At 38.4% G+C, this 24,614-nt stretch carries 29 protein-coding genes; 6 read left to right on the forward strand and 23 right to left on the reverse strand.

Annotation, left to right across the window (positions count from 1 at the left end; all coding sequences use genetic code 11):
• The first annotated feature begins 13 nt into the window (after nucleotides 1-13).
• Nucleotides 14-1,330, forward strand: coding sequence for a hemolysin family protein (locus VGT41_03925; protein HEV2601422.1), 1,317 nt, complete (start codon nucleotides 14-16; stop codon nucleotides 1,328-1,330).
• A 22-nt stretch (nucleotides 1,331-1,352) separates the two neighbouring features.
• Entirely contained in the window at nucleotides 1,353-2,018 is a 666-nt protein-coding gene (locus VGT41_03930) for a hypothetical protein (GenBank protein HEV2601423.1), read from the forward strand.
• A gap of 83 nt (nucleotides 2,019-2,101) precedes the next feature.
• Here VGT41_03930 and VGT41_03935 read toward each other — a convergent pair whose 3' ends face one another.
• The 3 genes from VGT41_03935 to efp all read right to left on the reverse strand — a co-directional run bounded on the left by VGT41_03935 (nucleotide 2,102) and on the right by efp (nucleotide 3,756).
• Entirely contained in the window at nucleotides 2,102-2,410 is a 309-nt protein-coding gene (locus VGT41_03935) for a hypothetical protein (GenBank protein ID HEV2601424.1), read from the reverse strand.
• Between the two features lie 257 nt (nucleotides 2,411-2,667).
• A complete protein-coding gene (gene nusB, locus VGT41_03940; protein HEV2601425.1) occupies nucleotides 2,668-3,159 on the reverse strand; it encodes a transcription antitermination factor NusB in 492 nt (163 codons plus the stop codon).
• Nucleotides 3,160-3,189: 30 nt separating this feature from the next.
• The gene (gene efp / locus VGT41_03945; GenBank protein HEV2601426.1) at nucleotides 3,190-3,756 is read right to left on the reverse strand and encodes an elongation factor P; all 567 of its coding nucleotides are present in this window, start codon (nucleotides 3,754-3,756) and stop codon (nucleotides 3,190-3,192) included.
• Nucleotides 3,757-3,922: 166 nt separating this feature from the next.
• Here efp and VGT41_03950 point away from each other — a divergent pair, with 166 nt between their 5' ends.
• A complete protein-coding gene (locus tag VGT41_03950; GenBank protein HEV2601427.1) occupies nucleotides 3,923-4,582 on the forward strand; it encodes a transaldolase family protein in 660 nt (219 codons plus the stop codon).
• Nucleotides 4,583-4,589: 7 nt separating this feature from the next.
• Here the strand turns inward: VGT41_03950 and VGT41_03955 are convergent, their stop codons facing one another.
• Nucleotides 4,590-4,925, reverse strand: a complete 336-nt coding sequence (locus tag VGT41_03955) for a hypothetical protein (protein ID HEV2601428.1) — start codon at nucleotides 4,923-4,925, stop codon at nucleotides 4,590-4,592.
• Between the two features lie 522 nt (nucleotides 4,926-5,447).
• On the opposite strand from VGT41_03955, the gene VGT41_03960 reads away from it, so the two are divergent.
• The 3 genes from VGT41_03960 (at nucleotide 5,448) to VGT41_03970 (ending at nucleotide 7,942) form a co-directional block, all read left to right on the forward strand.
• Entirely contained in the window at nucleotides 5,448-5,876 is a 429-nt protein-coding gene (locus VGT41_03960; protein HEV2601429.1) for a hypothetical protein, read from the forward strand.
• A 79-nt stretch (nucleotides 5,877-5,955) separates the two neighbouring features.
• Nucleotides 5,956-7,254, forward strand: coding sequence for a serine hydroxymethyltransferase (gene glyA / locus VGT41_03965; GenBank protein ID HEV2601430.1), 1,299 nt, complete (start codon nucleotides 5,956-5,958; stop codon nucleotides 7,252-7,254).
• 4 nt (nucleotides 7,255-7,258) lie between these two features.
• Nucleotides 7,259-7,942, forward strand: coding sequence for a class I SAM-dependent methyltransferase (locus tag VGT41_03970; GenBank protein HEV2601431.1), 684 nt, complete (start codon nucleotides 7,259-7,261; stop codon nucleotides 7,940-7,942).
• A gap of 4 nt (nucleotides 7,943-7,946) precedes the next feature.
• Here VGT41_03970 and VGT41_03975 read toward each other — a convergent pair whose 3' ends face one another.
• The 19 genes from VGT41_03975 to VGT41_04065 form a co-directional block, all read right to left on the reverse strand.
• Nucleotides 7,947-8,444, reverse strand: coding sequence for a hypothetical protein (locus VGT41_03975; GenBank protein ID HEV2601432.1), 498 nt, complete (start codon nucleotides 8,442-8,444; stop codon nucleotides 7,947-7,949).
• Nucleotides 8,445-8,500: 56 nt separating this feature from the next.
• The gene (locus VGT41_03980) at nucleotides 8,501-9,661 is read right to left on the reverse strand and encodes a hypothetical protein (protein HEV2601433.1); all 1,161 of its coding nucleotides are present in this window, start codon (nucleotides 9,659-9,661) and stop codon (nucleotides 8,501-8,503) included.
• An 85-nt stretch (nucleotides 9,662-9,746) separates the two neighbouring features.
• Nucleotides 9,747-10,316, reverse strand: coding sequence for a hypothetical protein (locus VGT41_03985; protein ID HEV2601434.1), 570 nt, complete (start codon nucleotides 10,314-10,316; stop codon nucleotides 9,747-9,749).
• Between the two features lie 58 nt (nucleotides 10,317-10,374).
• The gene (locus VGT41_03990) at nucleotides 10,375-10,962 is read right to left on the reverse strand and encodes a hypothetical protein (protein ID HEV2601435.1); all 588 of its coding nucleotides are present in this window, start codon (nucleotides 10,960-10,962) and stop codon (nucleotides 10,375-10,377) included.
• A gap of 17 nt (nucleotides 10,963-10,979) precedes the next feature.
• Nucleotides 10,980-11,711, reverse strand: a complete 732-nt coding sequence (locus VGT41_03995; protein HEV2601436.1) for a glycosyltransferase — start codon at nucleotides 11,709-11,711, stop codon at nucleotides 10,980-10,982.
• A 160-nt stretch (nucleotides 11,712-11,871) separates the two neighbouring features.
• On the reverse strand, nucleotides 11,872-14,406 hold the full coding sequence (gene secA / locus VGT41_04000; GenBank protein ID HEV2601437.1) for a preprotein translocase subunit SecA: 2,535 nt from the start codon (nucleotides 14,404-14,406) through the stop codon (nucleotides 11,872-11,874).
• A gap of 136 nt (nucleotides 14,407-14,542) precedes the next feature.
• Complete coding sequence (pgeF, locus tag VGT41_04005; protein ID HEV2601438.1) at nucleotides 14,543-15,289, reverse strand: peptidoglycan editing factor PgeF; 747 nt, start codon at nucleotides 15,287-15,289, stop codon at nucleotides 14,543-14,545.
• A gap of 140 nt (nucleotides 15,290-15,429) precedes the next feature.
• Nucleotides 15,430-16,878, reverse strand: a complete 1,449-nt coding sequence (locus VGT41_04010; GenBank protein ID HEV2601439.1) for a glycosyltransferase family 2 protein — start codon at nucleotides 16,876-16,878, stop codon at nucleotides 15,430-15,432.
• Nucleotides 16,875-17,804 carry a hypothetical protein gene (locus tag VGT41_04015; GenBank protein HEV2601440.1) on the reverse strand — a complete coding sequence of 310 codons (930 nt, stop codon included), beginning with the start codon at nucleotides 17,802-17,804 and terminating at the stop codon, nucleotides 16,875-16,877. Before VGT41_04015 ends, VGT41_04010 begins: the two co-directional genes overlap by 4 nt.
• Before the next feature lie 177 nt (nucleotides 17,805-17,981).
• Nucleotides 17,982-18,800: a hypothetical protein gene (locus VGT41_04020; protein ID HEV2601441.1), complete on the reverse strand. Its 819-nt coding sequence runs from the start codon at nucleotides 18,798-18,800 to the stop codon at nucleotides 17,982-17,984.
• 29 nt (nucleotides 18,801-18,829) lie between these two features.
• Nucleotides 18,830-19,348: a hypothetical protein gene (locus tag VGT41_04025; protein ID HEV2601442.1), complete on the reverse strand. Its 519-nt coding sequence runs from the start codon at nucleotides 19,346-19,348 to the stop codon at nucleotides 18,830-18,832.
• A gap of 48 nt (nucleotides 19,349-19,396) precedes the next feature.
• Nucleotides 19,397-19,729, reverse strand: a complete 333-nt coding sequence (locus VGT41_04030) for a hypothetical protein (protein HEV2601443.1) — start codon at nucleotides 19,727-19,729, stop codon at nucleotides 19,397-19,399.
• 30 nt (nucleotides 19,730-19,759) lie between these two features.
• Entirely contained in the window at nucleotides 19,760-20,155 is a 396-nt protein-coding gene (locus VGT41_04035) for a hypothetical protein (GenBank protein HEV2601444.1), read from the reverse strand.
• Nucleotides 20,156-20,372: 217 nt separating this feature from the next.
• A complete protein-coding gene (locus tag VGT41_04040; protein ID HEV2601445.1) occupies nucleotides 20,373-20,831 on the reverse strand; it encodes a hypothetical protein in 459 nt (152 codons plus the stop codon).
• A 120-nt stretch (nucleotides 20,832-20,951) separates the two neighbouring features.
• On the reverse strand, nucleotides 20,952-21,752 hold the full coding sequence (locus VGT41_04045) for a glycosyltransferase (GenBank protein ID HEV2601446.1): 801 nt from the start codon (nucleotides 21,750-21,752) through the stop codon (nucleotides 20,952-20,954).
• Nucleotides 21,734-22,591: a hypothetical protein gene (locus VGT41_04050; GenBank protein ID HEV2601447.1), complete on the reverse strand. Its 858-nt coding sequence runs from the start codon at nucleotides 22,589-22,591 to the stop codon at nucleotides 21,734-21,736. Before VGT41_04050 ends, VGT41_04045 begins: the two co-directional genes overlap by 19 nt.
• A gap of 2 nt (nucleotides 22,592-22,593) precedes the next feature.
• Entirely contained in the window at nucleotides 22,594-22,995 is a 402-nt protein-coding gene (locus VGT41_04055) for a hypothetical protein (GenBank protein HEV2601448.1), read from the reverse strand.
• 41 nt (nucleotides 22,996-23,036) lie between these two features.
• Complete coding sequence (locus tag VGT41_04060; protein HEV2601449.1) at nucleotides 23,037-23,420, reverse strand: hypothetical protein; 384 nt, start codon at nucleotides 23,418-23,420, stop codon at nucleotides 23,037-23,039.
• A 19-nt stretch (nucleotides 23,421-23,439) separates the two neighbouring features.
• Complete coding sequence (locus tag VGT41_04065; protein HEV2601450.1) at nucleotides 23,440-24,432, reverse strand: EndoU domain-containing protein; 993 nt, start codon at nucleotides 24,430-24,432, stop codon at nucleotides 23,440-23,442.
• Nucleotides 24,433-24,614: the final 182 nt, after the last annotated feature.

Genomic DNA, 24,614 nt, shown 5'->3' on the forward strand with positions numbered 1-24,614 from the left:
TAGGATATAAAGTATGGAACCAATACCGCTAAGTACGCTACAAACGCCGTTTATTTTTCTGATTATCGCGCTGTGCATGCGCGCACTATTTTCGTTCTTAGAAACAAGTATAACTGCGCTTCGGCTATTCAAATTAAAAGAAATGGCCGAAGCGTATCCACAATATAAAGCATTATTTAACACCTTAGAAAAAAATCCCCATCGAGTGCTCATCACCATCGTAATATCCAACTCCTTAGCAGACGTTACCACAGCAGCCATTGCCACCTACATTACCGAAGTACTATTTTCACATTTAAATTTTTCCAATGGAGTCGGATTTTCGTTGGGCATTGGCGTCGCAACCATTTGCATTATTATATTTGGTGAAATTATCCCTAAAAACATTGCAAAGCGAAGCGGCGAACGATTATTCAAATCAACTATATGGATTATCAACTTTATTTATCTCCTTTTATATCCTATCGTTACCATTCTTCTTAAAATCTCTGATTTTTTTATCACAAAAATTACCGGCAAGGATGAAACTGAAGGAGGATGTGAATGGGTATCTTCTGAAAAAGAGATTCAATTTTTAATCGGCTACATCAAAGATAAAGGAATCATGGAAACAGAAAAAACCACGATGCTCCAAAATATTTTTGATCTTGGACACACACCAGTACGAGAAGTATTTGTTCCATCGGTAAAAATTGTTTCTGTAAATGCATCATCAATGAGCAAAGACGTTGTCGATCTATTTTTAAAACATGGTTTCACTCGCTTTCCCGTTTATGAAAACAAAGTCGATAACATTATTGGCATGGTCCATCTCAAAGATGTATTTGCTCTTGCCGCTAAAAATATCAACTCCCCTGTTAAAGATATCATGCGCCCCATCCTCTTTATCCCTGAAAGCGTAAAAATTAATCAGCTACTAAAAGAATTTAAACAACAACATAAGCATATCGCCATTGTCATCAATGAACATGGCAGTATGACCGGACTAGTAACTCTTGAAGATGTGCTTGAAGAAATTGTTGGCGAAATCATTGATGAAAATGAAATGCCTACGGAAAAAATAACATCTTTGCAAAAAGGTGGTTGGATTGTCGACGGCACCACTCCACTTGAAGATCTAGAACAGATGCTTGGCATTATATTTGACACAGAAGACGCAGTCACACTCGGTGGGTTTATCACTGAACAGTTACAACGACTTCCTCAAAAAGGTGAGCAGTTTCAATATAAACAGTTCAACTTCTATGTACAACAAGCCACTCAAAAACAAGTACTACGGGTCTTAATATCCAGTACAGAAGAACCAATAGAACAAAAAAAAGAAGAGTGAAATTTTTTAAAAAAAGGAACTCATGAAGCAAAATATCACCCCACTACGCGTGGCCATCATACTCTGTATCATAAGCTCTACAAGAATCAACGCTACGACTATGCCATATGACGTAACTGAAGAAATCGACACTGCTATACAACAGCAATCCCTACATGCTAACATTGATGAAATAATCCAAAAATTAGCCAAGATAATAGAAGCAATTGTTGAATCCATCCCTTTTCATCTGCGGAAACATACATTAGCTAATGCACTTAATAAATTAATTACTGCATACATAGAAACTAGCCTCCAAATTGATAACCTTGAAGAGCTATCCACCAACCCTAGCCAGGAAATCTTCACACAGCTACAGCAAAATTTAACCGCAAAAACCCGTAAAGGGATGGATCGCTCTACCGAGCTTATTTTACATTCAGTCGCGAACATAATCGGTACAGTGACCAATGCCTGCATTAATGGAGAAAAACATCCGGAAATCATTGGTGCAAGTGTCAGTAATGTCTGTTCAGAAATAGTAACTATCGTAGCAGAAAAAACACGAAAAAATGAAGCCACTACAGGAACTGTCAACATGAATGTTATCATGCAACACCTTGCTACTGATCCTGTGCTACGGGAAGCGGTAGAAGAAATTATACTGAGGCGCGCTGAGGCAATGAAAACAGCATCACAAGGATCTTGATAATATTTTTATTAAAAACAGTCTACGAAGCAAAAAAGCGGAAATTACATTCCGCTTTTTTTATTTTTTTATCACCGATTATTTTACTGAGATTGGCCTCCTGATCTCAGGCGGTGATATACTCTTTTAAAACAATCACCACAAGAAGAGGTTCTTTGTCTTTGTAAAACAGAAAGAGATGGCTGAGGTATACCTACCGCTTTGGGCCAAACAAATGCAGCCCATGGTTTTCCATTAGCAAGCCCTCGCAGAGCTACTGCTTCTGTTATACGCGTTGTATTTACTGTGGATGGTATCATAATAATATGCATGCTAGAAGAATCTGGTGCCGCTCCTAACAACGGAATGCTTATCAATACAGAACCCATAATAAAAATTAACATTCTTATCATGCTGCACCCCTTCTTCTAATTAAAATTTATACTTTTTTGAATCATCTATTTTTACATCAAATCTTGGCACATTGCTATCTATTTTTTACAACAAAGCATGCGACTAAGCAAATGATTCTTACAAATAAGGGGAATACAGGTAGAGGAGCTATCTTTTCTTTTCAACCGTGACTAAGAAAAGATAGCAGTCTATCTTTTCTTAGTGAAACCTCTTAAGAAAAAATAAATAGATGAATCGCGCGTTAAAGTACTATTTTTTATTCAGCAACTGTGTCATCCGTTAAAATAATACCCCGTGACTTAACCGCTTCATCGAGAACACCGTTAATAAACTTATAAGCGTCTTTCTCTGCAAAACATTTAGCAAGCTCAATCGCTTCGTTAATAATAATATTATGCACCACGTCTTTTTGATCTAACTCCCAAAACGCCAATCGTAAAATCAGCTTTGTAGCAAGACCAACACGTTCCAAACGCCAATTATGCAAAAACGGAACCATCTGCTGATCAAGCTGATCTCGTTGATCTATAATAGCTTGCGTAATAACAACTACTTCGCTATCTAATGGAACATCTAAATCAAATCCACGATTAAGCATATCAACAATCGATTCCAAAGAATCTTCATAACTCAATGAATCCATGGCATACAAATAATGAAATATCAACGATCGAATATCTCGACGTGATAACTCTGCATATACATGCGTACCGACAATATCGTCAGTCGTATCAACAGAACAACTCATATAAACACCCACCTAACGTTTATTCAGCTATTATTTTTTAATACGTTCTATATAGATACCTTCTCGGGTGTCTATTTTGAGGAAATCGCCCTCATTAACGAATAATGGTACGAGTACAACCAAGCCAGTTTCCATCGTTGCAGGCTTAGTAGCCGCTCCTTGAGCCGTATCTCCACGCACTCCTGGTGGCGTCTCTTTTACTTCCAACTCCATAAACATCGGCGGAGTAACGGCAATCGGTCTTTCTTTAAAATATAAGACTGTGTATAAAGATTGCTCTTTTAAATAATCGAGCACTTCTTCAATCTGATCTTTATTGAATGCAACCTGTTCATAATCCTCTTGGTCCATAAAGTTATACAGACCTTCTTCGTTATATAAATACTGCATAGTTCTATATTGAAGATTAGGATTATCAAACTTTTCACCAGAACGGAAGGTTTCTTCGCGGATTAGGCTGGTGATCATATTTTTCATTTTCGTACGTACAAACGCGCCACCTTTTCCCGGCTTTACATGCTGGAAATCAAGTACCATGTATGGCTCGTCACGAAAAAGGATTTTAGAGCCTCTTTTGAAATCAGATGTAGAAATCACAACAATTACCTCTTTATCAAAGAAAATCAATCAGAATATCGTTTTTACAGTATAAAAAATGGCATATAAAAAAGCAAACAGTCCAATATATATCCCCTCTTGCTTTTAGCCCCATAAACCTGATAAAAATCAGAATACCAACCCACTTACTGTATAAGGAAGCACTATGAACCTCTTTTTAGATACCGCAAATCTATCAGATATAAAAACATGGCAACCCACCGGACTAATCGATGGCATCACTACCAATCCATCATTATTAAGCAAGGAGACCACTAACCCAACGGCACATTTACGTGAAATATGCTCTATCATGCACCCTCATGATGTCAGCATAGAAGTGACTGAGCAGGAGCCAAAAGCTGTATATGAACAGGCAAAAAAAATAGCCGGACTGGCAAAAAACGTGATAGTTAAGATCCCCTGCCACGTTGATTATCTATCGGTGATCAAACAGTTGGTTAATGAAAACATAAAAATTAACATAACTCTGGTTTTCTCCCTCGTACAAGGGCTGCTGATGTGCAAACTTGGGGTTTATTATATATCCCCGTTCATTGGCCGCCTAGATGATATAGATAGCGATGGTATCGCCCTTATTGAGCAACTGCGACATATGATCGATTTTTATGGCTTTGAAACCAAAATACTGGCCGCCTCCATCCGCCATATACAGCACCTTCATGATAGCGTTCAAGCTGGAGCAGATATTGCAACCGTGCCAAGTGGGATCATTAAAACAGCGATGGCTCATCCATTAACTACTCAAGGTATGACACAATTCAATGCGGATTGGCAAAAACTAGGCATTCGGCAATTTCCATAACCTGCTTTTACAATCGCGCACGTCTCGCATTCTGTGCGTTATACACGGTAAGCGCCATTTCATAAAACCCTCGCACATTCGATAAATGTCTGAGCTGTTCTTGATGTGTTTTCGCCGATCGCACCAATCTCCACGCCACTTCAAGATCTCTTGAGGCACGCATAATATGCTCTGGCCTTATAAGATCATCCGGACGAAGTTTAGCATGAAGCACTTGCGTATCAAGACTCATACGATCATATTGCTCAAATACCTGTGAAGCTACACGGTTCACGCGCGACCCATGGACATTGAAAAAAACAACCGATGCACCAACTAAGGCTAAAAACTTTCTCATATTCATATTATTTCCCTATAAAGCAAAATCGCTATAACCGCGAGCGCCTTGCCCTTTGGTGTATATATTCCCCATACAGCCTCTTATATTCTTCTCCTACCATCTCATCCATTCTTTTTATATCTGATAGACAAGTCTGCTATTCAGACAGCTTTTTAAATAGTTGAAACCTCTGCCATGCACCTTCAACACTTCTTTGAAACTGCTCAATGCGGGGTAAATTTCCATAAGATTTCGGATGCAGATACTAATACATGCTTTTCATACTTTGTATCCCATGATGGGCACGGTAATAGATGGATTCATCTAAAAAATCATATGCTGCTCTTACACCCCCAAAAAAAAGCGCTGCAAAAATGACATATACAATTTTTACACTTTTCATCAAACCTCTCTAATTTTAACACATTTCCTCCATCATTATACAGATAAAAAAGATTCTTTTGCAATATCCTTGCGCGACAATTATTACAATCAGTAAACTATTATTAAGTAAAAATCAACACGCGCCCCCAATGAGGAGAAAATATGAAGGCCCTACAAATAATAATATTAACGATTGCTGTGCATACCAACCTGATACACGGATATCATAAAATTTGCTACTCAAAATATCCATACGCCAACAAGCTCGGGTATCAAATTCCTGCAGAAAGAATCATACAACAAGCATCGTGCCCTAAAAAAATGAAATCCGTTGATTATACTATTTCATGCAACAATGATCAAAAAGGCTGCGTTACCTTAACGGCTCGAGATAAAAGAAGAATTGCAGAATATCTGAAAAATTATAATGATGACACTCCTATAACTGATGCCATGATACAGGAACTACTCAAACAGGGGCTCAGAAAGCAGATGATTGGATGGGTGCTAGAAGATTTTAAATATCATCATGCTTTCCATAACAAGCCTATTTTTGTGTCGCATATACGCTCACAACTCAATCTATGGTAATGCCCCCTTGGCCTAATATAAAAAAAAACGTATTCTTACATGAGTACTGTTTCCTCCTCCTTATTCACAAGGGAATCCGATGCAAATATTTGGTAAAGATACGTTTGTTGATGTAGAAATAGCTGCCATAATGGCTCATGAATCCGATCGTCTTGAACATGAAATTAACCTAATTGCCTCTGAAAACTACACATCTCAAGCTGTAATGCAGGCGACTGGATCAGTACTTACTAATAAATATGCAGAAGGATATTCCGGGAAACGGTATTACGCAGGCTGCCAATATGTCGACGCCGCAGAGACTCTCGCGATAGAACGATGCAAAAAACTATTTAACGCAGAACATGCTAACGTTCAACCACACGCAGGATCACAGGCAAATATGGCTGCATACTTTGCTCTTTTAAATCCAGGAGACACCATTTTGGGAATGTCTTTGGCCGAAGGAGGACACCTTACCCATGGTCACAAGGTTAATTTTTCAGGAAAAATATTCAATGCAATTCAATACACGGTAGATCCAATCACTGGACTTCTTAATTATGATGATATCCAACTGCTTGCTGAACAACACAAACCAAAGCTAATCGTTGCTGGTGCTTCTGCGTACTCTCGCACCATAGATTTTGCTCGCTTTGGCCAGATCGCACAATCAGTCGGCGCATATTTAATGGCTGATATAGCGCACATTGCCGGACTCGTAGCAACCGGACTGCATCCCCATCCATTTCCCCATGCTGATATTGTTACCAGCACAACGCATAAAACCTTACGCGGTCCACGCGGTGGTCTAATCCTTTGCAAAAAAGAACTCGCTGAAAAAGTGGATAAATCAATTATGCCGGGCATGCAAGGTGGCCCATTTATGCACGTTATCGCTGCAAAAGCAGTTGCATTTTATGAAGCGCTGCAACCAGAATTTAAAAATTACCAAAAACAGATCCTTAAAAACGCACACGCAATGGCAACAGAATTTATTAATCTTGGTTATACCATTGTTACCGGTGGCACTGACAATCATCTTTTTGTTCTTGATCTACGTTCAGCCGGGCTTACCGGTCTCCAGGCAGAACAGGCGCTGGCAAAAGCAGGAATTACGGTAAGCAAGAGCGGGATCCCCTTTGATCCACAAAAACCATGGATTACCAGTGGTATTCGAATAGGAACCCCTGCGATCACCACACGAGGCATGCAAGAAGCGCAAGCAATTGAGATTGCACATCTTATCCATGAATGCATTAAACATCATGCTACTGATGCAGTGCTGAAAGCAGTAAGACAAAAAGCTGCGCATCTTTGCGCTGCATATCCTATTTATACAGAAACAGCGCCATACACGGCTGCTCGATTTATAGCATCATCACTGGAAACAGTCTAAAAAAATGCGGCCAGTAAAAGAACAACGGCAAAGCTACCAGAAACTTTTGCGAAAAAACATTGAACTATCTGGCGCACAAGAAAGTTTCTTTGCTGAGTACAAAGCAATCAAACTCACGCAATGGTTCCCGCAATTGCTGACAACACCGCATACAATACTCGATTTTGGCTGTGGCGACGGCATCATGACTTCGTTTGTGCAGGCACTTTGTCCACAAGCAACCATCTATGGCATTGATGCATCGCTAGAGCATATTGAGGTTGCACAAATGGCATATGAAAATATCACGTTCATACATTCTGATGCACCAAAAATTCCATTTGCTGATAGCAGCTTTGACTTGATATATGCAGCAGATATTTTTCATCATCTTCCAAAAAATCAACATGAATCATACTGCGCAGAGATATATCGCATATTAAAACCGAACGGAACTTTTGTGATGCTAGAGCTGAATCCTTTAAATCTAATGACCGCTTATCGTTTTATGCAAAATCCTATGGAAAAAGATGCCTCCATGCTCTGGCCTTGGTATACAAAAAAACTGCTGCACACCGAGTATGCAGCAGTTTCGTTACAATTTTACGGATTTTTTCCAAACAAACTTAAACGGTTAGAATTTCTGGAAGCGTATATGGGCAAACTTCCTTTTGGATCGCTGTATATATGTAAGGGATATAAAAATTGATCCGTCAAAAATAGTCCTTTTCTGCTAAGTACGCACACCGTTGATCAACATAATTGTAAGCGATCCAATAAATCATTAAAAAATTACTTTCTATCGCCCCTATTTTTGCAGCCAACCCTATATATGGTGATTCAAATCGGTCTGCAACTACAGTAATTGGCGCACACGCAGAGGCTATTAAGGCTGCCATTATTGGCTGCTTGTCCAAAGGCAAGTACAATGCGCGCTTGCAAATCTTCACTCGATCAGTCCACGTTAAGTTCATCACGCTATTATTTTTTAATCGCTTTGTGCTCTCATCAGGTTTTATCTTTAGCACCTGGCAACGTGTTGTCTTGCACTCAATGGTGCCAACACGGGAAACTGATGGTTGTTGATTGATAAATTGCACTGAAGGGTTATTTCGAGCTCCAAACGCTACCAATTGCGCACTCGCTGCCGGTAACTGCGTGACAACACTTACAACTACCATAAGAAGAAAAATTTGATGTGCTATTTTCATGTATATCCTAATTTTTTATAAAAATTTTGCTGAGATTATTAAACATTGTCTCTCAATTAATTTCTACGCGGTGATAATCTCTGCAATCCCCGTTGATACGCTGCCCCTCGTCTATCACCCCCCACTGACAAGGCCAACAAAGACTCCTGTTGCGCATGATTCAAAGGTCGCGCTTCTCTTGCCAAACGTAACAAATTTTCTATTTTTTCTTTATAGTTCTCATGTATTCTTCGCGCAGCGAACAAACCACTTATACTCGCAAAAAAATATCCTGTACGACGCAACACACGATTATCAACCTGCTTACTCAGGTATGCTATGGCTGAAGGAATTGCAAGACGTGTGATGTTTGCTCGCGCTGCATATCCCCAACTTGTACAATGATCCTTAAGGCTCAACGTAGGATCTGACTCGTCCCCATTATTATCTACCGCCGCTTCCTTCCCATGATGAGCTTCATCATGATTCAATTGCATAAAAGACCTGGGCTCTTGGACTGCCGATTCAGCCGCCAGTACTGCGGCGCATGCTGCTAGGTGACGAGCATTCAATTCTATTGCAAGACGTGCAATAGGACCCAGATCTCTTGCGCCCCCATTATTATCAGAATCAGAGTCACTCAGCTCTGCTTCTGATTCTTTTCTATCTTCTTGCCGCTCCTGTCTTGCTTCTGCCGATTGAGCTGCAGCGCTCTGTTCTCCACAATCATCAGCTTTCTCAGATATTACTGCATGAAGGGTAAAGTCTCCAGGATTATTAGAGGTATCAGTCATCTTTTCAAGAATCTCAATTATATAAGAAGTATTGTATTCCCCTGGTTTTACCTCAAGATTTTGCTTATAAAAATCTTGTGAGGCAGCATACAGGAATCCTAGAGACCACTGCTTCTGAGCAATATCTTCTGAACCTACGCGGCGCGTTTTGAGATATGCTATCAGATCTCTAAGAAACTGCACTGGATCTTTTTTTACTACTAAATCCCGCTTTAGCAGATCCTTCCCCCCATATTGCAGCTTTATCCCTTTACTATAAAACGGAAACGTAAAAGGTAAGAAAGCATACGGTGCCGGTAGGCACAGTTCGTGCACTAGATTAAAAGCTCGCTTATACAAACGCTCATACACTTGAGCTGGTCTTCTATCATCATCTTCATTTGCACGAGCGGCATGTAATCCACCACTCAAAAAAAATCCTACCAAAAATACATACAATCTCATTTTGCCATTCCCATAATTATTTTTACATTCACAACGCTGAAAAAACATTCTAATTGTAATGGACGCGTAAAAAACAATCAAACTACTATCTATTACTTTTCAACCAAGCGATCAAATTCTGGCTGGCTGGGCCATGCGCAATGTTCCCTTTTTTGTCTTTAACTATAACCTGTGCATTAAGCAAGCGCTCCATGTCTTTCTTAATACAAAAAGGCCGTTGGATAAATGCTTTTGTTAACCGTCTAATGGTGCGGGCAAAATCCTCGTTTGGTAAATAACTCTTATTAGAACATTTCAACCGCATCAACCTCTCGTCTACTTTCAACAAAACTATTTCTCCCTCTTTTCTATATTTAATCTCGTCAAGAGGAATAGTTCCATATGATTGGGTAATACACGGATTTAATTTGTATGGTAGCTTAGAATTGCTATTAATTTCTTCATTCATATATTGGACACCAATACGCGCACCGACCTCGAATTGATCACCCCGAATGCGATACACCAATGGGCTCTCCATAACAAATAGCGCACCGTGCGCGATATCAACTATCTGCTGCTGATCTTGCTCGTAGCCTGCAACATCACTTGCACTTACCATGATTGATGGAAATATACATATTGCTAACGCTATATAAACTTCAATTCTGCACATAAAGATTCCCCCTAAAAATCAATGCTAATTATGAAAACATAGAAAAAACAACCTTTTTTCATTTACTTTCTTTGAACAACCTTATGGGTTCAATAGACTGCCCTTTTTCAAGCGCAACTCTCAATTTGTGACTCGATACCCCATGTGTCATTTGCTGTTTTTTACCCTTTACAATAACAGTTGACGCACGCAAACGTAGCTCATCTTCTTGCAAACAAGATGGCTGCTTCAAAAAATCATCTCTCAATCGTTTAATTAGCGCAGTAGAAGATGTTCTAGTATATCCTTTATTGGTAAACAAGAGCTTTAGTTCCTCGTCTCCTACTCTTAGCGGAACAACTTCATCTTCCTCCCAAGATAAAACATCTTTAAAGGAAACTAGCCCAAATTCTTGGGGCATTCCGTAATATTCTTTAGCCTCGCCAGATGATCCATTTAGTACCATTGGAATCGCTTTTCTATAACCAACCGTTGCGCATATTTCGCAGATATCAAATTGTTTATCGCACTCTTGAATACGATAACAAAGTGGATTCTTCATAATGTATAATATGCCATCAGTCTCCGCTTGCTTGACCTCATCATCACTTGCCATAACCGGCAAGTACAAACAAACCAATACTATACTCAGTACAACCAGTTTCATACTCCCTCCAAAGAATATTACGAAAATAAATGCCGAAATTTTACACGAAATAAGGATGCAAGCATCGGAAATCCTGCGCAAAAAATGTTGGTCAATTTACTATCAGCTTGATCATGCCATACCGTTGGAATTTCCTTAATAAGAAATCCGTTCTTTTTACACAGATACAACAACTCCACATCAAAAGCCCATTGCTTGACCGTCAAATGTGGCACCACCGTTGTAATAACATGTCGTTTAAATAACTTTGCGCCACATTGCATATCATAATACGCTAGTCCAAACAACAAATACGCAAGTCCATCATAGAATATTCTTTTACCCCATCTTTTTATCCACGGACGAGCAGGCGTTACTACTGATTCCGGCATATGCCTACTTGCAATCACACCATCACAATCATATATTTCTCGAATCAACGCGTAGAAGTATTCGGGCCTGGTAGCCATATCTGCATCCACAAAACCAATCAAATCATTATCTCTCAATAATGCATCCGCAAATCCAGTAGCAATGGCATGTCCCTTTCCTGCAGATTCTGATGTAATCATTCGCACTTTATCGCATCGTTTTTGTACCGCTTCTACCACTCCATGCGTATTATCAACACATCCATTAAGCACTACAATAAATTCAAAATCTACAATCTTAGCAATATGCAGACCAGTAAAATACTCCACATAATGGTCAAGCATTCTGCCAATTCGCTTTTCTTCATTATAGGCTGGAACAACAATCGCCACTTTCATTCTCTTTTTCCCCGTGCATATATATAATTTTTATTTTTTAATCCAACTAACAATCTGTAGCATTACAAATTTCACATTCGCAAAACAACATCAACCAAAAAGGGAGTACCTGAGATTATTTCTCGGACACTCCCGTCGTTATACATTTTTTCTCTATAGATTACTTACCGCAACATTTTTTATATTTTTGACCCGAGCCACACGGACATGGATCATTACGGCCTACTTTGTCAGAATGCGCTTGTACAGATTCATGCGATTCACCTAAACCTTCGCCAGAAGTAATCCTTAACTCTTCTAGCTCCTGCTCACGACGCTGTTCTAACTTATGTTGATCAAATCGCTCAACATTAAGATGGAAAATATGGTGCACCACATCACCACCAATTTGGCGCATGGTATCTTGGAACATCGCAAACGCTTCTTTTTTATACTCAATCAGCGGATTTTTTTGTCCCCAACTACGCAGATTGATACCTTCTTTTAAATGATCCAAATTAAGCATATGCTGCTTCCATGCCTGATCAATGGTTTCTAAAAGCAACCATTTCTCTGCACTTTGAATCACTTCTGACTGCTGCTGATTTCTAAATAAGCTATACTGTTCAAGCAAGTAATTAATCAAATCTTTTTCTAATTCATCGCTACTGTTTTTACTAAACCCTTTGCCCAAAAAGTCATTCGGTGATAGTCCCGTTACTTTATGCAACGTTTCATAAATTGCAACGATAGATTCAGGCGTTAATGTACGATTAGGACAATTGAATGAAATCACATCTTGCACTACCTTGATCAATAAATCTCTGATCAACTCATATACACCTTCTTGCCCTTCAAGCACTTCACGTCGATATTCGTAAATCACGGTACGTTGCTGATTAAGCACATCATCATACTCAAGTAAATGTCTGCGAATTTCAAAATTATGCTTTTCAACTTTTTCTTGGGCATTTTCAATCACACGAGATACTGTTTTTGATTCAATAACCTCATCTTCTTTCATCCCTGCCCATTCCATCTTCTTCTTGAGGTTCTCACCACCAAAAATACGGATAAGGTCATCTTCTAAAGATATATAAAAACGAGATTCTCCTGGATCGCCTTGACGTCCTGATCGTCCACGCAACTGATTGTCAATTCGTCGACTTTCATGCCGCTCAGTACCTAAAATGTAAAGACCACCTGCTTGTACTGATTCTGGCGTTAATTTAATGTCAGTACCACGCCCCGCCATATTGGTAGCAATAGTTACTTGACCTGGTCTTCCTGCAAATTCAACAATTTCCGCTTCTCTTTGATGCTGCTTTGCGTTAAGTACTTCGTGCGGAACATTATGAGCACGCAATACCATGCTCAAAAGTTCTGACGTTTCAATGGCAATGGTACCAATTAAAACTGGCTGACCTTTTTTATGCCGTTCCACAATATCTTCTGCAATTGCTTTATATTTTGCATTTCTGGTTAAAAATATAAAATCCTGTTTATCTTGCCGAATAAGCGGTCTATTTGTTGGAACCGCAATTACATTCAATTTATAAATCTTATAAAATTCCTCGGCTTCAGTCATCGCTGTACCGGTCATACCAGCAAGTTTTTTATATAATCTAAAATAGTTCTGCAATGTTATGCTTGCAAGAGTCTGACTTTCACGTTCAATATCAACACCTTCTTTTGCTTCCAACGCTTGATGGAGCCCATCGCTATACCGACGGCCGGATAAAATACGACCCGTAAACTCATCTACAATTAAAACTTCATCATCTTTAACCACATAATCTACATCACGTTTAAATAATGCGTGTGCCTTAAGCGCTTGCATGCAATGATGCAATAATGTTACGTGCTCAATTGCATACAAATTATCAATATGAAATGCCGCTTCTACCGCATCGTTACCAGCCTCAGTAAGCTGCACAGAACGCGCTTTTTCATCTACTTCAAAATCTGTATCCTGCTTTAAACGTCTCATTACACGGTCTGCGTCAAGATATAATCGACTGCTTTTATCAGTTGCACCAGAGATAATAAGTGGTGTTCGGGCCTCATCAATCAAGATAGAGTCAATTTCATCGACGATTGCATAGTTTGCTTCGCGTTGTACATAATCTTCCAGGCGGAACTTCATATTGTCACGCAAATAATCAAACCCTAGCTCATTGTTCGTTGCGTATAAAATATCCGATTGATACACTTCTTTTCGTTCTTTATCGCTCATCGAATTTTGCAAGCAACCAACAGTCAATCCAAGTGCCTTAAAAATAACTCCCATCCATTGTGAGTCACGACTTGCTAAATAATCATTGGTAGTTACTAAATGCACCCCTTTACCTTCAAGCGCATTCAAATAGAGGGATAATGTTGAGGTTAAGGTCTTTCCTTCCCCTGTTTTCATTTCTGATATCTTACCTTGATGGAGAACAATACCTCCCAGTAACTGCACATCAAAATGACGTTGTCCTAATGTTCGTTTTGCTGTTTCTCTGACGACTGCGTACGCCTCAGGCAAAATATCATCAAGCTTCTTACCATTGCTGAGCTGTTGACGAAACTCATTTGTTTTATTCGCCAATTGTTCATCAGTAAGCTGTTGAATAGAAGGTTCAAAGGCATTAATCAACGAAACAATTGGATCCAACCGCTTTAATTGCCGTGCATTATTGGTACCTAAAATCCGAGCTAATAAACCTGCAATCATTGTATCTCCAAAAAAATTAGATTCTGTTTGATCTAATCTACGGTTATCTGATAAAAAAAGTAAATAAAGTAATTATTATATTCATCAAAAATGAATAAGAACACTGTATCATAAAAGCAATTTGGCTACAATTATACTATTTTAAACTGACTACTGTCATTTGACGACCAGCACGCTGCGCACCCTGTTGCGCTTGTATTCTATGGGAAAAAAAATCAGTTGCACACATCGTGCATATATTATACCCCAATTGAATCATATGTGGTGCAACTCCATACTCTTGTAGCAATTGCTTATTATATTCTGATAAATCAAAAAAAATTTTCCCTGCACGATGCATAAATAAAGAGCCTGCAAATGAGAATTCACTAAACTGTTCTAAAAAATCTTGTGTCACTTCATAACAGCATGCTTTTGCACTTGGGCCAAAAAAAATACGTATTTGTTGCACATCAGTATCATACTGCTCTTGCATCTGACACAATGCTTTTGTCGCAATACCTGCAACCGACCCGCGCCACCCTGCATGAACAATAGCGACCGCATGATGCCGCATATCATAAAAAACAATCGGCAGACAGTCTGCAGTCATCACACCTATGCCAACATCCGATTGATCTGTTAATAAATAATCTCCATCAAGAGAGAAGGGAACAAAACTGTTACAATTTTCTTCAGTAATCACTAGGCCTTGCGTCCCATGTACTTGTTTTAAAAACAGCAACGAGGTCAAGCCCATCATCTTGCTCATATGAGCAAACGATGGATGCTGAATGAGCTCATGCGCATCATACCCGACAATCTGTAAATACTCTTGCTGATATAACTCATCTGCGGCATTACCAAAATAAATAGAAAAAAGTGGATTGCGGTGGAATAACATATGCTCTAAGAATCCTGCTTTAAGCGATACAGTTGTAAAAAAATAAGGATAACCAGTATCACAAAAATAAAACCAATTATCAAAATTTTAAACTTTGTTGTACCACAGCTGCCAATAACATCGTATACAAAAAATACCTGCTACGCTCTTCCGTCAAATAGTATTACACGCCGCGCTGGCAGGTCAGGCACATATACGCAATGTAATACACAATCATCACTCATATCAAGCAGGTCTTTTGCCCGCAGTAACGCGACAATTGGCTTCTCTTTAAACCCTTTTATCATTCCTGCTTTACATGCATACACACTGTCCCACAGATGTTCACACGGTACCGCAATCAAACGTGGATCCTGATATGCAAAATGATTCCTAATATGATCAGATAAACAAAACATATGCGCATACGTTTGTTCTAATTCCTTAATTATCTGTGCGCAGTCAAACGACCGCTCCAATAAAGCGCCCGCTCGCGCTATAATAACATGCTCTGTCATATATGGTGTGCACTGCCGCAATTGCTTTACAAAATTTTTAGAGCTACAGGGAATATACTCAGTAGGAGAATCAACACGATTAGTTACACAAACAGAGTTGTGATCTAAAATATATATAGTACCCACGTGCGCAAGATGAGTGCCAAAACTATCCAATGTTTGTTGCACCTGCTCATCGGAACTATCATGATCTGCGATAATTATCACATCCGCTTGTGCGTTTTGATATGGCTCCATTTTACCAAGATTTGGTTCATGTAAGAGTGAATATTTTTCAAGATTCCTGAGGAATTTGCCACATAAAACCTGCAAAGGCTTGTGAATTTTGAAATCATTCAAAGGTGTGTCAATATTTCTATCTAAAAGAACTTTTTCGATAAAGCTAAATCTTTTACCCGCCATCTCAAGAATAGGATACACGCAAGCCGCGTCTTCTGATGTAGGCAAAAATTTCCCTAAATAGGGTTCTGATTCCAGTAATAAATCTTCTAGTTTGATACATTTATAAATCCATGCATAAAAAGAACGTATGCCGCTCCATATCCACTGAGATCTATACTCTCGTCGATCAACCCACGCCTGCGGAGTTGGTTTTGCTTTACCGATTTTTTTTTCATTACTTGAAACATCTTGATACTGGCCATAGGTAAACCAAATATCATTATAGTAGTACCGCTCATTAATGGTAGAAAGAACAAATGCATCTGCCATATAATCATCGCCATCAAATTTTACTATTATTGCCTGATCATCACACATATGTACCGCTCGGTACATGTTATAGAGCGCTTTACGATTATATGGATTAGATATTACTGTAATCTTATCTTGTAATCCATGCTGCTCAACATATGCGCGCACAAGATCTCCCGTACCATCAAGAGAACAATCATCTATATAAATTATCTGATAATTACTATAATTTTGATGCACTACAGAATTCAGATTTTTTTCGTAATACAAAGCATTATTATATGATGTGATTATCACTACTATCTTTTTCTCTGGAATATCAGAAGTACCATATAAAGGCATTATCACCAAAACAGAAAGTAATAAGAATAGATGTTGTGCTATTTTATATATCATCATGATAGCCCCTTCCTTTTTCGCTGAATAAATGTTGGTTCATAGTCCATATGAACTGACGTATTCTTATATTGAAATAACGCTGCAATGTCTATCTTTAATCCTTGGTTAAAAAGATCAAGCAACATCCCTGTAGAAAAATTCTCCATATGCTTATTATTGGCAAACACTGTTTGAACTTGATTCAAAGGTATATTCACTATTTTTGAATGTTCATAACACAAGCCATACACCTGTTTTAAAGAAGATGCATTTTGATACCAATAACTCTCAAATTTATTGGGGTTCTCATATGACATTTTTTGCAAATCGCGCAAAATGGTTCTTTTCCTATATAAGGCAAAGTCAACGGTGTTTGGATAATTCCATGCGTCACAACGACTTACCACAAGCTTCCACCTATATATACCTGCTCCAACTTCAGAAAATAATGGCACCTTCAGCAGACGATTCTTATTGTAATTGTAAGTAATGTTTTTACCCATGCGTAAATAAAATGCATATGCTTGCGATTGCTCAAGCGCTTCAATGCAATCCGAAATATCGATACGATCAGTCACAATAATATCATCAACTGCAAAAATCACATGTGAACTTTGTGTATTACAAAATGCAGTCAAAAGTAACGACTTAAACTCTTTTTCCGCATTTTTATGATCTTGCACCACAAATTTCACCGCAGGAAATTCTTCATAAAGAACCGAATAGGCACTTTTATACTGAGCACCACTGCTACGTAAAATCACTACTATCTGATCAACTCCTGTTACATACTGCTCAATCGATTCAAGAAGCGCATATAACTGCAAAGGTCGATCATATGAAAAAACAATAAGATCTGCTTTATGATTGTATGCAAAGGAGCAAAAAATATGAGGTGCATACCCCCATAATAAGATCGCTAACAATATTTTTATTACCTGCTTCATGCCTCACTTCCTTTACTGCATATCATATACCATAATGCACTCTCTCTCATACCACCGGCATATACTATATGCTCCGCAATAATCCGTCTATGAGATTTTTATATCATCATTTAAACGCAAAAAAAGACGTGGGTTTTACGCCACGTCTTTCTCTATTTCACAACTTTTTAAAGGATGTTAGTTTGCTGCAGATTCAATTCTAAGAACCTCTCGATCAAATATCTTAGTGGTTAATTCTGCCATTAATTCCGCATGCTGAAGCGCTGCCGATAAAGCTTCTTGGGTGAACCTCAATTCAGATATTTTCCTCAATAATTCGAAGGCAGACTGACACATCCATTCACCACCAGATGCTTGCGAAGGTCCATATTCTACATCAAACTTCAATTCAGCTTCAGACAACTCTTGCTCTACAACCGCTAACTCGACAAGCAAGTCCTGTACCTTGACATTCCCGTTCTTCATCTGCTCGAATGTTCTCTTATATTCTGCATCTTCTACTACTGGCTGATGTACTGCTGTTTCTGGCTCTTGCGCAGATTCAATTCTCACCACTTCGCGATCAAAAAATTTAGTCGTCAATTCTGCCATAACTTCGGCATGTTTAATTTCTAAGTGCAAGCTACGCAATTCTCGATTTAATACGGTTCTTTTGCCGACTAAATCCCACAAGTGATCTCTGGCTATATTAAATTTTGTCGATGCGTTTTCAAGCTCATCTATATTAAACTCAGACGCCGTCAACACACGTTTATATTCCTTAAGAGCATCATTATCAATAGTTACAGCTTCGTCAACTTCTAACTGTAGCTGATATTTTTTTTGCGTCAGGTCATCACATGTATTATACAGTTCTTCTACTTTAGCCTTCGCTTTCTTCATTTGGTCTGCAGTTCTTTTATATTCTGCATCTTCGACTACCGGTTGATAGGCTACAACAACCCCTGCTTGCATTACTATCAATGATAACAATGCACTTTTTAAAAACATATTCATAATAAACCTCCTGAAATTAATTTCTTATCTTACTGTTTTATTAAATCTGCAATACCAACAGCTGCGCGATCAAATATCTTAGTGGTCAATTCCACCATCACTTCAGCTTGTTTGATGTATTGCAATAAAAGGTTTTGTTCTTCTTGTAAATTTTGCGCCTGTTCATACAAACGCCCTATACGTGCATGAACCTTAACCGCTTGCTCATATGCTCTATCAAGTTCTTGATCTACTGGTGCCATTTCATCCGGACCATATACAGTTTTTGTTAAGCGATCCACTGCTTTTCTATATATTACATTCGCCAATTCTGCAATAACCATCCCCTTGCGAAGCTCAAGCATTGCATTCTTTTGTTTCTGCTGCGACTCTTTCTGTGCGTCATAGAGCTCATCCACGCGAGCGTATGCTTTTTTCATCTGCTCTAATGCTCTTTGATACTCTGCTTCATGTCCAACGGCGCTTGTTTGCGCAGCACAGACCCCCGATTGCAAAGGAGCAACACTCAACAACAATGAAACTAATATATTTTTAACAATCTTATTCATAATAAACCTCCTAAAAATGATAATAAATCTTTTTACTCTTTTGTGCTTCTAGCGTCTCAAGAAAGAAAAATAACGCTCAAAAAAGCCTTTTGATTCTTCCTTCTTTGCTTTATCTAAGACTTCAAGCGTCTTTACGATAGACTCCACACATGGAGTTACCGCCTCCCGAATACCTTCTAGCTCATCTAACATTCTTAAAGTGCGTGCGATGTGTGCGGCGTCTTCAGCCGATAATGGTTGCTCGGCTGCCTGAGTAGCCACTGTCATTTCAACATCTTGGACATTATTTATTTGCTCTTCTTCACATTGAGTAACGCTAAATTGCAACGGAACAGTAATCAACACCATTGAAACGAGTATATTTTTAACAATCTTATTCATAATAACCTCCTGAATATTTCATTAAACTTTTTATATTTTCTCTTTTGGATTCGCCATTTTATTACATGCATCCTCAAAATCTCGTAACGCCGACTCTGCAGACGTCCCTGCTTTTTGAATTTTTTCAAGCAATTCCTGTGATGGCTTTACGCCCTTTTCTTCCATTTCTGCTGCTTCCACTTGCAACACAAGGAAAGTCTCTTGGGCTTGCACGGCTTCATAAAATAAGGCCTTCACATCATCTTCCAGGGAAGATACCCACTCATTTAATGCATTTTCCATTTCTTGCTGCTGGGCTAATAAATCAGCTTCTGCTACCTGATCGGCACATCGCGTAGTACCAAATTGCAATGGGCCTACAATAAATGCTAGTGGCGTGATAACTAGTAACAAAGAAATTAGTATATTTTTCATAGTGATATTCATGATAAATCCTCCTAAATACCTTTTTAAAATCCATATTTATCCATACAAATAGTATAAAGCAGCCTATTTTTTACGCAAAAGGCCTATCTGGCTAGGCACAAAAATGGCTCTTGCCATAAAATGCCTCTAACCAACCGGTCGATCAAAGCTTCGAACGCTCATAAAAAAAGACGTGATGAATTAACACCACGCCCTCTATCATTAAATACAATTATTTTTAATCGTTACCCAACATAACAACTGCTCCCGTTACCGGTTCGCTATATTGATCCTGAGCATCTTCTTCCATGTTGCCCAATAGAACAACTGCAGCTTGAATAGGATCAGCATCATAAAGCTCTCCAACTGGTTGAGCTGGATCAAATCCAAATGGCTCAGCTATATCCGAAGAAAAAGCCTTATCTGACGCAGATTGATATTTTTCAACAGCTTCTCGTAAATTCATCTGCACCGTTGCAATCTGATCTTCTATTGATTGGTTTTCTTTTTGTAAACGGTCTTTTACAATATTTAAAGCTCTAAGACACTTACATAATTCCTGAGCTTCACCTTCAGCCATAAACATATCAACCAAATCTGATATTTTCGTTTTTGCCGAATAACACTCAGCAATACTAATCTGCGTAGTAATAATCGTTAACGCTAGAAATGCCATTTTTTTAAAATTCAAAACCATAGTATAACCTCCTAATTATTATATTAAAGACCTTTATCCATCTATATAAATAGTATAAGCACTGCTTTTATTTGCACAAATGCCCCACGAGCTCAGGCACAAAAATGAAGATGTCTAAATTTATTTAAATAAGTAACTATATCGAACATAAATCCGTGCTTCTTCCGCTCGAATCGCACGCCCATTAGCACTATTTGTGGATACCCCCTGTGGGTTAAAATAATACAATCCATAGATCCCGGGAGCTTTCATAAAAATAGCCCCTAGCCCCACCGCTCGTAACCAAAATTCATAATCAGCAACATAACGGTACGTTGTATCAAAATAGCCACAGCGATCATGCAACGATTTTCGCCACATCGGATGATTGTTTGGCAGCGGCTGCACCATATTTTCAGGAGAAAATTCTGCCATAGTGCGCACGTGACTATACCGATTACAGATAAATGTTTCATTCGGATAATACGTGACATAAAAGTCTGAATACACCAAATCAACATCAGTATGCATATCTAAAGTCTGCGCATGCTTTTCATAGCAATCAAATTTTAAGCGATCATCCAAATTCGCGTTGGTAATATATGCTCCACCCGCCATAGCAATTGCCATATTCCACACCGCATACAAACCGGGATCGTGATCAAACCGCAGATATATAATATTGGAATACTGCTCCATATACTTCTTGATGATCTGACATTCGTTGTCGGGAGAATTCGCATCAATCATAATTAACTCACATTGATCAAATATGGTTTGGGAGACGATATCCTCCATAAAACCGGCAATATACTGATCTCCTTTATAGACTGAGGTGATAATGGAGATCTTAGGAACACTTGCGCACAATAATGTAGTGCAGAAAAAAAATAGACTACAAAAATAGTGTAGTTTTTTACTTTTTAATACAACGTTTCCCATGGTACTATCCTTATCGGCTTATTTGTTACTCGTGTAGCTGGATCATACTGTTTTTTCTCTGATATATGCAAATGACAACATTGCATAGAAAGACATGGATTGCGTACAATAAGTCCTGCAGCGTACGCTTGATATGCAATCAAACTATCGCACGTCATGGTACCCATCTGTATAGCTGCATCCTGAAATTTTCTAAGCGGAGTTTTAAAAATCCACACATCTTGTGAACTTGCAGAATCACCAGGAGAAAATCGCCCTCGATGATCATATTGCTTAAAAATGCGTATTGTTTTATCTGCGCAGACATCCCACCGCGTAAGAGCTAAGAATTGATTGGTAAGATCATACTCATCAAGAAGTTCAAGCGTCTTATTAAAAAATATATCCGCATTAGCGAGTATAATCTTTTTATTAGGATACAGTTCGTTCACTACATCAAAACAAAATGTATACGTAGGGCGCCCAACGGTATACGTAATGATGCAGTTTTGATTCTGTAGGTACCGCAACAATGCATTACTTCCATCATCACAACTCGTGTCGTATATCACATGAATTTTTTCAATTCTGTGGTGCTGCATGTTCCGTGCAAAACAAAATATATACTCTGCAATTCGTGCAGGATTTGGCTCATTATACAATGGGATCATCAAGACGTATTGTGCATCTTGCGATACTGTACAAACAGACGCAACATACGCAGTACAAAAAAACAGTATACAACTAAAAAACCAATTAAACTTCATTAAACCCTGCATGTCATTTATAAAATAACGCAAGTTCGATCTAAGAAACGTTTCAATGTTAACTAAAAAAAGCTCTTGTGGCTTTCTATGCATTACTATTCTTTGGCAGAAGCATTACGACCTTCTAAAATATATGACTCACCTCGCTTAAAAATAATAATTTCTTTTGGTCGCAATTCCATAAGAGCTTGCCACTGATCAAGAATTGAAAGTAATTCTTTTTGGGACATTTTTATATGTGGCTCAAAACCTCTATCAAATTGGCAAGCAATAAGAATATCATCTCCATCCTTTTCCATCATGGTATAATTACTTCCTGTTTCTATATCATTAGGATCATTTATAAAATCCTTAAACGTCTCTGCTCCATTCCCCCCTCCAACATCATCAGTAAGAAATCCAGCCAAAATCCAAAAATCATCTTTGCTTGGTCCATTACTAAGATAAATACGATCATGTAATTTAAATTGTGCGATTTTCATTCTTTTATCCAACATACATATAACGATACCTTTGCAACGGCAAATCAATGAGATAATTATTCTTTGGCAGAACTATTGCGCCCTTCTAAAATATATGACTCACCTCGCTTAAAAATAATAATTTCTTTTGGTCCCAATTTAACAAGCGCTTCCCACTGATCAAGAATTGAAAGTAATTCTTTTTGGGACATTTTTATATGTGGCTCAAAATCTCTATCAAATTGGCAAGCAATGCGGACATCATCGCCTTCCTTTTCCATCATGGTATAATTACTGCCTGTTTCCGTCCAATTAGGATCATTGATGAATTTTTTGTATGAAGGCGAAGGGCAAGATCCCACATCGTCTGTAAGAAATCCAGCCAAAATCCAAAAATCATCTTTGCTTGGTCCATTACTAAGATAAATACGATCATGTAATTTAAATTGTGCGATTTTCACTTGTAATTCCTTTATCAATCTAAATAGGATATGAGGTTACTAACTCTCCTGTTGCTTCAAAAACTGTTCTAATTTCTATCCCTTCTCGTGTTTTTCCAACCCATACCCAACGGCTACCCTGCAGTTCTGGCAATTCTGTTGGATTTAATAGAGATTCTTGTATTTTTTTGAGTACTTTTTTGCGCGACCATGAAGCAGGGAAGAATGTTTTATCTGCTTTTACTTGTCCTAAAAAATGTAAATCTGCCTTCATAACACCCGTTATTTTATCAATAACAGCATTATGTATCAAATGGCTCAGTTGGTTTTTCACGTTATGATGAAACCCTTGTGTTATATTCTTAATTATTCCCGATTTTTTATATTCCTGTATAATCTCAACACCAAAAATATGCTTCAATATTTCCGGTGTAATTTTAATATGTCTCAAACCAACAAGATTTGCATTTCTATTAATTTTAAATGCATCTTTAAATTCTACAAAAAGACCAACGATTTCCGGTTCATTATACATCAAATAATCGATTTTGCGGGCCAATTTATTTTTTGGAAGCTTTGCAGCTTTATCCCCAGCTTCAGCGATAGCAATTTCTATTGCTTTGATTGCTTCAGCTTCTTGCTTGAACGCTACTGCAGTTCCGGTTGCTTCTGCTGCCACGATAATGCCAGGAGAACAGGGAACTGCAGGCATTATATTAGTTTGCTCAGCCAGTTTTATGGCAACCGCAAGTTCCTGTTGCGCCGTTTTATACATGGTATGCGCAGCACTCAAGCATTTTTTAGTAAGCGATGTTTCTACGATAATTGCAGTTCCCTCTCGCGCAAGGGTCTTAATGGGTGTGTCTTGTATTTTATGTATAAGATCGATTGATATTCGTTCTATATTGGTCACAACTTGATCAACACGTTCAAACCCTGCCTGCTTATCAACAATACACGCGATAGCAACATCACAAATTTCATATAATACTTTACCCAAATGCCATCCTGCTTTTGCCACGCCAGAAACCATATTGCATACCGTCGGTATAGGATTATCTAACGCATACGAAACATTAGACCTCTTCTGAAACCATAAAATTTATGGCATACTCATGATCTGTTTATATAAAAAAAGGTTATGAGAACATGAAATATGAAAAATTAAAATCATCATCAGAGGCACAATTTCGCAGAGTAACTGGGGTCAAGCGC

It is taken from the genome of Candidatus Babeliales bacterium (assembly GCA_035944115.1).
In the GTDB taxonomy this organism is placed as follows: domain Bacteria; phylum Babelota; class Babeliae; order Babelales; family Vermiphilaceae; genus DASZBJ01.

Bases quoted from the DNA above. Each gene is read 5' to 3' on its own strand.
- VGT41_03925 (HEV2601422.1), top strand. From the start codon at position 14: ATGGAACCAATACCGCTAAGTACGCTACAAACGCCGTTTATTTTTCTG.
- VGT41_03930 (HEV2601423.1), top strand. From the start codon at position 1,353: ATGAAGCAAAATATCACCCCACTACGCGTGGCCATCATACTCTGTATC.
- VGT41_03935 (HEV2601424.1), bottom strand. From the start codon at position 2,410: ATGATAAGAATGTTAATTTTTATTATGGGTTCTGTATTGATAAGCATT.
- nusB (HEV2601425.1), bottom strand. From the start codon at position 3,159: ATGAGTTGTTCTGTTGATACGACTGACGATATTGTCGGTACGCATGTA.
- VGT41_03950 (HEV2601427.1), top strand. From the start codon at position 3,923: ATGAACCTCTTTTTAGATACCGCAAATCTATCAGATATAAAAACATGG.
- VGT41_03955 (HEV2601428.1), bottom strand. From the start codon at position 4,925: ATGAATATGAGAAAGTTTTTAGCCTTAGTTGGTGCATCGGTTGTTTTT.
- VGT41_03960 (HEV2601429.1), top strand. From the start codon at position 5,448: ATGAAGGCCCTACAAATAATAATATTAACGATTGCTGTGCATACCAAC.
- glyA (HEV2601430.1), top strand. From the start codon at position 5,956: ATGCAAATATTTGGTAAAGATACGTTTGTTGATGTAGAAATAGCTGCC.
- VGT41_03970 (HEV2601431.1), top strand. From the start codon at position 7,259: ATGCGGCCAGTAAAAGAACAACGGCAAAGCTACCAGAAACTTTTGCGA.
- VGT41_03975 (HEV2601432.1), bottom strand. From the start codon at position 8,444: ATGAAAATAGCACATCAAATTTTTCTTCTTATGGTAGTTGTAAGTGTT.
- VGT41_03980 (HEV2601433.1), bottom strand. From the start codon at position 9,661: ATGAGATTGTATGTATTTTTGGTAGGATTTTTTTTGAGTGGTGGATTA.
- VGT41_03985 (HEV2601434.1), bottom strand. From the start codon at position 10,316: ATGTGCAGAATTGAAGTTTATATAGCGTTAGCAATATGTATATTTCCA.
- VGT41_03990 (HEV2601435.1), bottom strand. From the start codon at position 10,962: ATGAAACTGGTTGTACTGAGTATAGTATTGGTTTGTTTGTACTTGCCG.
- VGT41_03995 (HEV2601436.1), bottom strand. From the start codon at position 11,711: ATGAAAGTGGCGATTGTTGTTCCAGCCTATAATGAAGAAAAGCGAATT.
- secA (HEV2601437.1), bottom strand. From the start codon at position 14,406: ATGATTGCAGGTTTATTAGCTCGGATTTTAGGTACCAATAATGCACGG.
- pgeF (HEV2601438.1), bottom strand. From the start codon at position 15,289: ATGTTATTCCACCGCAATCCACTTTTTTCTATTTATTTTGGTAATGCC.
- VGT41_04010 (HEV2601439.1), bottom strand. From the start codon at position 16,878: ATGATGATATATAAAATAGCACAACATCTATTCTTATTACTTTCTGTT.
- VGT41_04015 (HEV2601440.1), bottom strand. From the start codon at position 17,804: ATGAAGCAGGTAATAAAAATATTGTTAGCGATCTTATTATGGGGGTAT.
- VGT41_04020 (HEV2601441.1), bottom strand. From the start codon at position 18,800: ATGAATATGTTTTTAAAAAGTGCATTGTTATCATTGATAGTAATGCAA.
- VGT41_04025 (HEV2601442.1), bottom strand. From the start codon at position 19,348: ATGAATAAGATTGTTAAAAATATATTAGTTTCATTGTTGTTGAGTGTT.
- VGT41_04030 (HEV2601443.1), bottom strand. From the start codon at position 19,729: ATGAATAAGATTGTTAAAAATATACTCGTTTCAATGGTGTTGATTACT.
- VGT41_04035 (HEV2601444.1), bottom strand. From the start codon at position 20,155: ATGAATATCACTATGAAAAATATACTAATTTCTTTGTTACTAGTTATC.
- VGT41_04040 (HEV2601445.1), bottom strand. From the start codon at position 20,831: ATGGTTTTGAATTTTAAAAAAATGGCATTTCTAGCGTTAACGATTATT.
- VGT41_04045 (HEV2601446.1), bottom strand. From the start codon at position 21,752: ATGGGAAACGTTGTATTAAAAAGTAAAAAACTACACTATTTTTGTAGT.
- VGT41_04050 (HEV2601447.1), bottom strand. From the start codon at position 22,591: ATGCATAGAAAGCCACAAGAGCTTTTTTTAGTTAACATTGAAACGTTT.
- VGT41_04055 (HEV2601448.1), bottom strand. From the start codon at position 22,995: ATGTTGGATAAAAGAATGAAAATCGCACAATTTAAATTACATGATCGT.
- VGT41_04065 (HEV2601450.1), bottom strand. From the start codon at position 24,432: ATGGTTTCTGGCGTGGCAAAAGCAGGATGGCATTTGGGTAAAGTATTA.